This window comes from Bacillus halotolerans (assembly GCF_001517105.1).
Lineage (GTDB): Bacteria > Bacillota > Bacilli > Bacillales > Bacillaceae > Bacillus > Bacillus halotolerans.
Window position 1 is genome coordinate 1 of sequence record NZ_LPVF01000007.1, and the last position, 12,796, is coordinate 12,796.

2 protein-coding genes and 1 pseudogene are annotated in these 12,796 nt (G+C 45.7%); all 3 read left to right on the forward strand.

Features of this window, described 5'->3' with window-relative positions; all coding sequences use genetic code 11:
- Positions 1-3,618 (forward strand): annotated as a pseudogene (fenC, locus tag AU387_RS02580) (fengycin non-ribosomal peptide synthetase FenC); the annotation flags it as partial.
- Positions 3,619-3,643: 25 nt separating this feature from the next.
- Positions 3,644-11,359, forward strand: coding sequence for a fengycin non-ribosomal peptide synthetase FenD (fenD, locus tag AU387_RS02585; protein WP_059334704.1), 7,716 nt, complete (start codon positions 3,644-3,646; stop codon positions 11,357-11,359).
- Positions 11,360-11,375: 16 nt separating this feature from the next.
- Positions 11,376-12,796, forward strand: a 1,421-nt coding sequence (locus AU387_RS02590) for a condensation domain-containing protein (RefSeq protein ID WP_241495289.1), incomplete at its 3' end; no start/stop codon positions are given.

Genomic DNA, 12,796 nt, shown 5'->3' on the forward strand with positions numbered 1-12,796 from the left:
GCTTACGAACATCAGGATTATCCGTTCGAAGAGCTTGTCGACAAGCTCGGAGTGACAAGGGATATGAGCCGAAATCCAGTGTTTGATGCGATGTTTATTCTTCAAAATATGGACAAACAAGACATTCATCTTGGAGACATAAAAGCCCGGCCTGCAAATGTCATTCATCAAATTTCTGTATTTGACATGACGTTGATGGCGGCTGAATCAGATGGAGTCATCAAATGTGACATGGAATTTAGTATCGATGTATTTATGAGAACGACAATTGAACGCTGGACAGCTCATTTTACCGAATTTTTGCGTGCTGCCACGTCAAATCCTAATACAACTCTTTCACAAGTGGATATACTCAGCGAAAAAGAAAAACAAAAGATGTTGATAGAACTCAACAAAACCCACGTTGAATGTTCTCAAACTGATACCGTTTTTCATCGCATGTTTGAAAAGAGGGCTGAAGAGACACCGGAGCATATTGCTGTTATTGACGGTGAAAAACAGATCAGCTATCGCCATCTCAACGAAAAAGCCAATCGTCTGGCGCGTACACTGCAAGAAAAAGGAAAAGAGACGCAGCCAATCGTTGCTGTTTTAGCGGAGCGATCCATTGATGCTATTGTTGGCATTTTAGCTGTTATGAAAGCCGGCGGCGTGTATATTCCGATAGATTCTCATTATCCAAAAGCCCGGGTTGAATATCTTCTCAAAGACAGCGGGGCTGAAATTCTTCTTTTACAGAATGAAGTAAAGCATTTGATTGCAGGCTCAGATATAGGTGATATTTCTCGCATTAGTCTTGATGATGAAAGTTTCTATGAAGCAAAAAGATGCAACCTTTCTTCATCTCCTGCCCCGGAGGACTCGGCATATATCATTTATACGTCAGGAACAACCGGTGCGCCTAAAGGCGTTATCGTTACGCACCGCAACTTTGCTCATGCTGTTCTTGCATGGCGCAGCATATATCAGCTCGATCAAATGCCTGTCAGGCTGCTTCAAATGGCGAGCTTTTCCTTTGATGTCTTTTCAGGAGACTTGGCGAGGACATTGGCCAACGGAGGGACTCTAGTCATTTGTCCTGATGAAACAAGGCTTGAACCTGCTGAATTATATGCATTGATGAACCGCCAGCGTATCACGATCATGGAGTCAACACCGGCACTCATTGTCCCATTTATGGAATATGTTTACCGCAACCAGCTTAGTCTTCCTGACTTAGACATCCTTATTCTTGGTTCGGATATGGTGAAAGCCCATGATTTCAAAACACTGGCGGACCGTTTCGGAAACAAAATGCGCTTAATCAATAGTTACGGGGTCACAGAGGCCACGATCGATTCAAGTTACTATGAAATGAATATGGGTGAAGAGTATTCGGGAGACAGCGTACCGATCGGCATCCCGCTTCCCAATGTAAAACTGTACGTACTCAGCCAGACTGACCAAATACAGCCGATCGGTATTGCCGGCGAGCTTTGTATCGGCGGAGCCGGCGTTGCCAAGGGCTATCACGGAAAATTTGAATTAACGGAAAAGAAATTTACAGAAAATCCATTTGTGCCCGGAGAAAGACTGTACAGAACAGGGGATCTGGCTTGCTGGCTTCCAAACGGCACTCTCAGGCTTCTTGGCCGGATAGATCATCAAGTAAAAATAAACGGGTACAGAATCGAAACAGAAGAAATTGAAAGTGTGCTCCTCCAAACCGGACTTGTCAATGAAGCGGTTGTTGCGGTTCAAAATGATACGAATGGACAGGCTCGTTTGGCAGCGTATATTCTGCCTTCCGATGCCGATACAACGGCTCTCCGCGGTGCTTTATCAAAAATGCTGCCGGCATATATGGTTCCTGCGCATATCATTCCTTTGGAAACTATGCCGCTGACATTAAACGGGAAGCTGGACAGAAGAGCCTTACCGGCACCAAATGAAACTGTCTCGCGGCCGTATACTGCACCGGTCAACGAATTGCAGGGAATGACAGCGCAGATTTGGGAGGACGTGCTGAGCGTGTCCCGAGTTGGCATTCACGACTCCTTTTTTGAGCTTGGAGGAGACTCTATTAAAGCACTGCAAGTGTCCGCCCGGCTGGCAGCTGAAGGCTGGAGCATGACGATACAAGATTTATTCCGTTATCCAACAGTTCATGAGCTGAGCAACCATATCACTCCACTGATATCTCAGGCAGAACAGAAGCCTATCGAAGGTGAAGCGGATCTCACACCGATTCAGAGCAGATTTTTTGATCAGCGTCATGCTTTTCATGACCATTACAACCAATCGGTCATGCTTTTCAGCGAAAAGGGGTTTCATGCTGACGCACTTCGCCAAGCGCTGCGCAAATTGACTGAGCATCATGACGCGCTTCGCATGGTTTTTACACAGGATCATACCGGGCGTGTCGTTCAGTATAATCGCGGAATTCAGATGACTGAAAACGAACTGTTCGGATTTCATCTAGCAGATTGGACAAAAGAACAGGCAGAAGGCATACTCTTGGAGGAAAAATTTTCTGCTGAGGAAATCGCGCTTCAAAGCAATATGAATGTAAAAGAAGGACCTTTGCTGCAAGCGGGATTGTTTAAAACGACAGAGGGAGACCATTTGCTGATTACGATCCACCATCTCGCTGTAGATGGCGTTTCTTGGAGGATTCTGCTTGAAGATTTAGCTGCAGCCTACCAACAGTCTTTGGAGCAAACAGAGATCAAACTGCCGCCGAAAAGCGATTCTTATTTATCATATGCCAACGGTCTGGCACAGATAGCCGGGAGCCGGCAATTGTTATCAGAAATAACATATTGGCAAACGATTTTGGATGCTCATAACGTTTTTCTGCCTAAGGACACGGCTGAGTCGGACAGGCATCAAAGCAGTGCTGAAACAGCTGCGTTTGTATTAGCCAGTGACTGGACTAAAAAACTGCTGTTTGAAACGCAGCAAGCCTATGGTACTGATGCCAACGAACTTTTGCTGACCGCTTTAGGAATGGCGCTTTACGAATGGAGCGGGCACGAACAAATTGTGATCAGCGCTGAGGGCCATGGAAGAGAAGGACATGTTCCGAATATTGATATTTCACGAACAGTAGGTTGGTTCACTTCTATTTATCCTATCCTTCTGGACATGAGTGCACCGCATTCATCTGAAGATCAGCTCGGTTACAGAATCAAAGGGACAAAGGACAGGCTGAGAAGAGTGCCGCACAAGGGAACGGGCTACGGCTTATTAGTACAAAAGGGAGCCATACAGCATAAAGAGCCTGAGATCAGCTTCAATTATCTTGGACAATTCAGCGAAGGTGAGAGTTCAGATTTGTTTCAACTGTCTTCTTATCAGCCTCGTTACGAAATAGCGGGGGAGAGAGAAAGAGAGTACGAGCTCGATATTAATGCTCTGATAACAGACGGACGCCTGCAAGTCAAAGCAGTATACACCCGGGTGTTCCACGAAAACACAATTCAGTGTTTGATGGACAGCTTTCACAGTCATCTTATCGAGATCATTGAGCATTGTACAAAGAAAAAAGAACGAGAAAAAACGCTGAGCGATTTCAGCAACAAAGAACTAACGCCATCCGCATTATCTAGCATCGAAAATCTCGTTAAAGATCTTTAACTTTTGGAAAAGGTGTGTGGAATTGATGACGCAAGCAACACAGATCCAAGATATTTATCCGTTATCGTACATGCAGGAAGGGATGCTGTTTCATTCACTGCTTGATTTCAGCTCTAAAGCCTATGTGGAACAAACCTCGTTTACCATTACAGGCAGCCTGTGTATCGATTCGTTTCAAAAAAGCTTAAATCTTCTTGTTTCCCGATACGATATTTTCAGAACCATATTCATTAAGGAGGTTCCAGACCTCACTGGGCCGCAGCAAGTTGTGCTGACAAACCGGGAATTGACCGTACAAAGGGAAGATCTTTCTCACCTGAAACATGATGAGCAGCTTGCTCTGATAGAAGACTTTATGCAGCAGGACCGGGAAAAAGGGTTTCACTTGCAAAAAGATCCGTTAATGCGGCTCACGCTTTTTGATAGAGGAGACAGCACATATACATGTGTCTGGACGCATCACCATATCATCATGGATGGCTGGTGCCTGGGCATCATCCTCAAAGAATTCTTCAGCATGTATGACTCACTTAAAAATAACAGGCCTGTACAGCTCGATAGCACGGTGCCGTACAGCCGTTATATTGAATGGCTCGGAGAACAAGATCAAGAAGAAACCGCTGCATACTGGAGAGATTATCTGCAGGAGTACGGCAATACCGCTTCTATTCCCAAACTAAAAAGCCGCTCAGCGAACGGGGAATATGAAGCCGCAAATATCCGTTTTTCTTTAGAGCCGGCTATCGTTCAGAAATTGACAGCAGCTGCTCAAAATTGGGGAGTTACATTAAACACTTTATTTATGAGTCTATGGGGTGTTCTTCTCCATCGTTACAACGGTACGGATGACGCGGTCTTCGGCTCTGTTGTTTCCGGACGTCCGTCAGCGATTGACGGGATCGAGTCAATGGTCGGCTTGTTTATTAACACTGTTCCGGTGCGTATTCGATCTGCAGAGAAAATGGCATTTTCTACGCTTGTCAAATCCGTGCAGGAGGATACTTTACGTTCTGAGCAGCATGGTTATTATCCGCTTTACGAGATTCAAAACAGCAGTGCTTTGAAGCAAGGATTGATCGATCATATTCTTGTCTTTGAAAATTATCCTGTACAGCTTCAGCAGGCAGTCAATAGGCAAAGCGAAAATGACGAAAACGCATTGAAGCTTGATGACATTTCTATGTCAGAGCAAACCAGCTATGACCTTAACGTTGTCATCGTTCCAGGTGAATCATTTTATATTAAATTCAGCTACAATGCCGCCGTTTATGAACGTGAAGAGGTGCTTCGGATTCAGGGGCACCTCATGGAGGCAATGGATTGTATTTTGTCAAATCCCGATATTGCTGTCGACAGCATCAACATTGTGCCTACTGAAGAACGAAAGCTCATTCAATCGTTTAACGAAACGGAGCGCCATTATCCAAATAAAACGCTATCCCAATTATTTGAGGAACAGGCTCTCAAAACACCTGACGCGGCTGCTTTGAGAATGGGAGATGAGTGCCGGACATATCGGCAATTAGATGAAAGAGCCAATCAGATTGCACACGCCCTGATAGAAAAGGGAGCTGGATCTGGCGGGATTGTCGCTGTGATGATGGAACGGTCAATGGACATGGCTGCTGCCCTGCTTGGAATTTGGAAAGCCGGAGGCGCTTATCTGCCTCTTGATCCAAGTTATCCGAAAGAGCGGCTTTCTTTTCTGCTGCATGACAGTCAAGCAGCTCTCTTACTGACAGAAGAAGAACTTATTTCATCTATCCCGTCAGGCTATGAAGGCAGTATTGTGACATCAGGACATACAACACATTACAGAACGGATTCTCCTGATGCATCGATTGGTGAGCTTGCCTACCTGATCTATACGTCAGGAACGACAGGACGGCCAAAAGGAGTGCTCGTTGACCATCAAGGAATTGCAAATACCTTGCAGTGGAGACGGGAAGAGTATGGCATGAGCGAAGGGGATACAGCACTTCATCTGTTTTCCTATGTTTTCGACGGCTGCGTGACGAGCTTGTTTACTCCGCTTCTGTCCGGCGCATGCGTGCTGCTGACAACAGATAACGAAGCGAAGGACGTGCTCGCCCTCAGACGGAAAATAGCTCAATACAAGGTCAGTCATATGCTTATTGTTCCTTCCTTGTACCGGGTGTTATTAGAAGTGCTGACTGCTGAAGATGCAAAAAGTCTTCGTATCGTGACATTTGCGGGCGAGGCAGTGACTCCCGACCTGCTTGAGACCAGCAGAAAGATTTGTCCCTCCGCTGAACTTGCAAATGAATATGGACCGACAGAAAACAGTGTGGCAACAACAATCCTTCGTCATCTGAACGAAGAAGAGAGAATCACGATCGGACGCCCGATCGCCAATACAAAAGTATATATTTTACAAGGAGAGCAGCTGCAGCCGATAGGCGCGGCGGGTGAACTGTGTATTTCCGGCGCGGGTCTCGCCCGGGGGTACTATAAGCGGACAGAGCTAACAGAGAAAGCATTCACAGACCATCCATTCCTTAAAGGGGAACGCTTATATCGAACCGGGGATGCAGGGCGCTTCCTGCCTGATGGCACGATTGAATATATTGGACGTTTTGATGATCAGGTAAAAATCAGGGGATATCGCATTGAATTAAGTGAGATTGAAACTGTTCTTCGGCAAGCATCTGGAGTGAAGGAAGCTGCAGTGCTGGCCCGTGATGTTTCTGATGAGGAAAAGGAACTCGTTGCTTATATCGTTCCGGAAAAAGGAAACGGCCTTCCAAATCTGCACCAGCATCTTGCCGGTACATTGCCGTCCTATATGATTCCCGCAAGCATCATCAAAATCACTCAAATGCCGTTAACATCCAGCGGGAAGCTCGACCGTTCCGCACTTCCGGAACCAGAAAACACAACTAGCTTAACGTACATGCCGCCACAAACCTTAATGGAAACGGAACTGGCACGCATTTGGGAAGAGGTGCTGAACAAAAATCAAATCGGTATTCGCGATGATTTCTTCCAATTAGGCGGACAGTCCTTAAAAGCAGCCACACTCGTATCACGAATACATAAACGGCTGAATATCGAGCTGCCGCTCAGTGACGTTTTTTCTTATCCGACCGTGGAAAGCATGGCAGCCAAACTGATGAGTTTACATGAGCATGCTTTTACGCAGATTGAACCTGCGGATTTTAGAGATGTTTATCCGCTGTCTTTCTCGCAAAAAAGATTATACGCTCTTTACCAGTTGGCAGATGACAGCACAGGTTACAACATGCCGGCGGTACTGGAACTGCGAGGACATTTGGATCGCGGAAGATTGAGAAAAGTTCTCACAGAGCTTGTGAATCGGCATGAATCATTGCGTACGGCATTTGAACTGAACAACGGAGAGCCAGTGCAAAAGATTCATCCGACGCTGACAGCTGATCTGAAAGAGCTTGAAATTGAATCAGAGCAAATGCTGCAGTCTGCGATCTCGTCCTTTATCAAACCGTTTGATCTCACCGCGGGACCGCTTTTTAGAGCAAGCTTGATATCTCTCGAAAAAGAAAGAGCCTATTTGTTGCTTGATATGCATCACATCATTGCTGACGGAATCTCCATGAGTACACTCGTCCAAGAATTCACTGATCTTTATTGCGGAAAAGAGCTTCCAGCTTTAAACCTGCATTATAAGGATTTTGCGGTTTGGCAGCAGGAGAAGTTTCCGGAAACGCATTACAGCAAACAGGAGGCCTACTGGCTGAAGCAGCTTGGCGGCAGCCTTCCAGTATTGGATTTGCCGCTTGATAAAACGAGGCCGCTTCTGCCTGATTTCAGCGGCGGAACATTTGAAGTAAACATTGATAAAAGAACGGCGGAAGAACTGCACCGCTTGATGTTTGAAACGGGAACGACGATGTATATGCTCCTTCTGGCTGTCTATTCCATCATGCTTTCCAAACTGAGCGGGCAGGAGGATATCGTTGTCGGCTCGCCTGCTGCCGGGAGACCGCACGCTGCTCTGGAGCGAGTCATCGGGATGTTTGTCAATACATTAGCTATGCGATGCCAGCCTGAGGGCCGCAAAACGTTCAGCTCTTATTTGCAGGAAATTCGCGAACTTGCTCTGACTGCATACGAGCATCAGGATTATCCTTTTGAAGAGCTCGTCAATAAGCTTGAAACGAAACGGGAGGTAAATCGCAATCCGCTGTTTGACGCGATGCTCGTGCTTCAAAACAGCGAAGATTTCCGGTTTGAAGTGCCTGGTTTATCTATCTCGTCTGTAACCCCGTCACACAATGTATCTAAATTCGATTTGACATTACACGCTGAGGAGCATTCCGATGGCATTCGCTGCCGCTTCGAATACAGTACCGCGCTGTTTGAAGAAGAGACCATTGCAAGATGGGCTTCCCATTTTATTGAGCTGGTGAAAGGAATAACGTCTGATATCCATAGGAAGCTTTCGGAAATGCAATTGCTATCTGCTCCAGCGCGCGAATTGCTTCTTGAAACGATGGGTCAGTATGCTGACTATCCAAGAGATGAAAGCATCGTTCGTTTATTTGAAAAACAAGCAGCTGAACATCCCGAACATACCGCAGTCGTATGCGATCATATACGGCTGACTTATCGGGACCTGAATGAAAAAGCAGAACGGACAGCGGCTATGCTGATGAAACAAGGAGTCCGATCCGGGGATATCATCGGTTTAATGTTTGATCGATCGCCTGATATGGTGATTGGCGTTTTATCTATTCTAAAGGCCGGAGGGGCATACTTGCCGATTGACCCAGAATATCCTCAAGAACGCATCAGCTTTATGCTGAATGACAGCGGGGCGAGAATTCTCCTGACAGAGCACGGACACAACAAGCCGGCGGATTACCATGGGCAAATTTTATACCTGAATGACGCCGTAAACGAATTGATTTCGCCTGATTTGAAAGCCCAAGAAACATTAGCAGACCAGCCAGCTTATGTGATTTATACATCTGGAACCACTGGGCAGCCAAAGGGCGTCGTTGTCGAGCACCGTAATGTGATTAGTCTATTGAAGCATCAGGACCTGCCTTTTGATTTTGGCAGTGAGGACGTGTGGACTTTATTTCATTCATATTGCTTTGATTTCTCAGTATGGGAAATGTTCGGAGCGTTACTGAATGGAAGTACGCTGGTTGTTGTCTCCAGAGAAACAGCCCGCGATCCAAACGCATTCCGCCTATTGTTAAAAAACGAAGGCGTCACAGTACTCAATCAGACTCCAACTGCTTTTTACGGACTCATTCATGAAGAAGAAAACCATACGGACCGATTACATGTGCGATACGTTATTTTCGGCGGAGAAGCTTTACAGCCCGGCATGCTTGTAACCTGGAACGAGAAATACCCTGATACTGATCTGATCAATATGTACGGCATTACTGAAACAACTGTACATGTGACATATAAGAAATTGACCTCAGCTGATATAGAAAAAAATAAAAGCAATATCGGAAAACCGCTGGCAACCCTTCAGGCTTATGTGATGGATGCTCATATGAATCTACAGCCTACAGGAGTTCCAGGAGAGCTGTATATTGGCGGAGAAGGTGTAGCCCGGGGATATTTGAACAGAGATGATCTGACCGCGGCCCGATTTGTACCTAATCCTTATCTTCCGGGAGACAGATTATACCGAACCGGAGACCTTGCAAAGCGTCTGGCAAGTGGAGATCTGGAATATATGGGCCGCATTGATGATCAAGTAAAGGTGAGAGGACACCGCATCGAGCTCGGCGAAATCCAGGCGTCTCTGCTTCAGCTTCCAATAATCAAAGAGGCTGCTGTCATCACAAGAGATGATGAACAAGGCCAATCCGCTGTATATGCTTACTTGGTTGCGGAAGATGGACAGGTCGTAAATGAAGCAGATATCAGGGCTGCCCTGAGAGCCGTTCTGCCTGATTTTATGGTGCCTGCCCGCTTGATCCAAATTGACAGCATCCCGCTGACGGTTAACGGCAAGCTCGACCAGAAAGCCCTGCCGGAACCAGATAAGCGCGCTCAAGCTGAGAATGATATCAGCCCTAGAAATGAGATTGAAAAGGCGATGGCTGACATTTGGGAGGAACTGCTCGAAGCGGAGGAGATAGGTGTCAGCGCAAATTTCTTTGAGCTTGGAGGGGATTCAATAAAAGCGTTGCAGGTGTGTGCACGGCTGAAGCAGCGAGGCTATGAAACGACAGTGCGTGAGATGTTTGAGCATCAGACGCTTGGTGAACTGTCTGCCCGCGTTCGAAAAGCCGTACGCGTAATTGACCAAACGCCAGTCGAAGGCGAGCTGCCTTGGACACCTGTACAGCAATGGTTTTTCTCACAATCATTGGAAGCCCATCATTTTAATCAATCTGTCATGCTCTACCGGGCTGAACGGTTTGATGACATTGCACTCAGAAATGTACTGAGAAGCTTGGTGACACATCATGACGCACTGAGAATCATATGCCGTTACAAAGATGGCAAGCCTGTACAGGTTAACAGAGGAGCAGATCTTCCGGATGAGGAGCTATATGCCTTCGATCTGTTTGATATTAGAGATCATCGTTCAAATACAGCCGGAAATGCACAGGGCTTGTCAGCCGAAGCACACAAACAGATTGAAGAAATAACAAACCAAATTCAGCAAACCATTCGACTGGAGACTGGCCCTTTGCTTCATGCTGGTTTGTTTAAAGCCGAAGATGGAGACCATTTGTTTCTGACGATCCATCACTTAGTCATTGATGCCGTTTCATGGCGCATTTTATTTGAGGATTTTTCAATTGCTTACGAACAGGCAGTCTCAGGAAAACCCATCGTACTGCCGGAAAAAACGGATTCATATTTCACTTATGCACAAACATTGGCTGACTATTCAAAAAGCCGTCGTCTGCAGCGTGAAATCGCGTATTGGAATGAGCGGGAGGACCGGCATATTGAGCGTATTCCCAAAGATCATTCGATCACATCGAACTCATTCAAAGATACAGAAGTAATTGATTTCGAGCTGTCTCGTGAAGATACAGAATTGCTGTTAACTGGTGCAAACAATGCATACAACACGGAAACGAATGATATCCTTCTGACTGCTTTAGGCCTAGCCTTGCAGGAATGGACGGGACTTGACCATTTCAAAATCAGTATGGAGGGCCACGGCAGAGAAGATTATCTTGACAATATCGACATGAACAGAACTGTAGGCTGGTTCACTTCAATTTATCCTGTATGGCTTGATATGAGTGATTCTGACCATACGGATGAAGGTGAGCGGCTGGGACGACACATTAAACAGACAAAAGACATGCTGCACCGCATACCGCATAAAGGCGCAGGCTATGGAGTGCTGAAATATATCAATAAGATATGGGATTCTGAGTACAGCGACCCGGAAATCAGCTTTAATTACTTAGGCCAGTTTGATCAGGATGTTCAATCAAAAGCTTTTGAGATTTCTGATATTAAGACAGGGAATGAAATCAGCCCGGATTGGGAGCGGCCTTATGTGCTTGATATCAGCGGAGCCGTTTCATCAGGATGCCTGCACATGCACATTATTTATAACCATCTTCAATTTAAGAAACAAACCATACAAGCATTAGCCGATCATTTTAAACATGCGCTTGAAAACATGATTCAGCATTGCGCGGGCAAAAAAAACCGCGAATGGAGTGCTGCTGATTTTACTGATGAGGATTTAACGCTGGAGGATTTAAGTGAGATTATGGGGGCCGTCAACAAACTATAGGAGAGGAGATTCATTGATGCCGCAGCAACCCGAAATACAGGATATATATCCCTTGTCTTTTATGCAGGAGGGGATGCTTTTTCATTCGCTGTATGATGAACAGTCGAGAGCTTATTTTGAACAAGCGTCTTTTACAATCAATGGGCAGCTTGACTTAGACCGTTTCCAGAAAAGTATGGACGCTGTTTTTGACAGGTATGAAATCTTTCGAACAACTTTTATCTACAAAAATGTAGCCAAACCTCGTCAGGTGGTGCTTAAAAACCGTTCTTGCCATGTTCATTTTGAAGATATTTCTCATCTTAATGAGAGAGAGAAAGAACATTGTACAGAAGCATTCAAGGAACAAGATAAAAAAAGGGGCTTTGATCTTCAGTCGGATGTACTGATGAGAATATCAGTTTTAAAATGGGCGCCTGAGCGTTACGTATGCATCTGGAGCCATCACCATATTTTAATGGACGGATGGTGCTTAGGCATCATCATTAAAGACTTTCTCCACATTTATCAAGCGCTGGGAGAAGGGCGGCTTCCATATTTGCAGCCAGTTCAGCCGTACGGAACGTATATTAAATGGCTGATGCAGCAGGATCGTGAAGAGGCAGCTGCATATTGGAAAAAGCGGCTGCAGCATTTCGAGAAAGCTTCTTCTTTGCCAAAAAGAAACGAGCAAGTATCAGAAGGTGAATTACAGCAGGTCACGTTTACCATCTCTGAAAGAGAAACGTCCGATTTGCAGAAAATCGCAGCAGCATCCGGTGCAACGCTTAACACCGTTTTCCAAGCTTTGTGGGGAATTTTACTGCAAAAATTCAATCGCTGTGACGATGCCGTGTTCGGATCAGTCGTCTCAGGCAGGCCCTCTGAGCTGGAGGATGTAGAAAATATAGTCGGCCTTTTTATCAATACCATCCCCATCCGGGTCCAAAGCAAAGCTCTTTCTTTCTCTGGCCTGGTCAGCCGGATGCAAAAGGAAATGACTGAAGCAGAAGCATACAGTTATTTCCCTCTATATGACATTCAAGCACAGAGTGCTCTTAAACAAGAGCTCATTGATCATATTATCGTGTTTGAAAACGTGCCGACCCAGCAAGAAATTGAAGGACTAAACCAGACTGGATCGTTCGGTTTCTCAGTGGAAAACTTTGCGATGGCGGAGGAGACTAATTATGGTTGCAGCGTCAAAGTGATTCCAGGCCGCACATTGTTCGTGCGCATCAATTTTCATACAGGTTTATATGAGCCTGGCATAATAGCTGAGATAAAAGATTATTTACAGCATATGATTTCAGCTGTCATCTCTGATCCTTCTCTTCCTGTTTCAAAGATGACGTTACTAGATCATGACAAAACACAGAAAATGGTTGCTGAATATAATACGACGGGAGCTGTTTCAGCGTTAGCTCCGACGCTGCATGGGCTGTTTGAACGTCAGGC

Bases quoted from the DNA above. Each gene is read 5' to 3' on its own strand.
- fenD (WP_059334704.1), top strand. From the start codon at position 3,644: ATGACGCAAGCAACACAGATCCAAGATATTTATCCGTTATCGTACATG.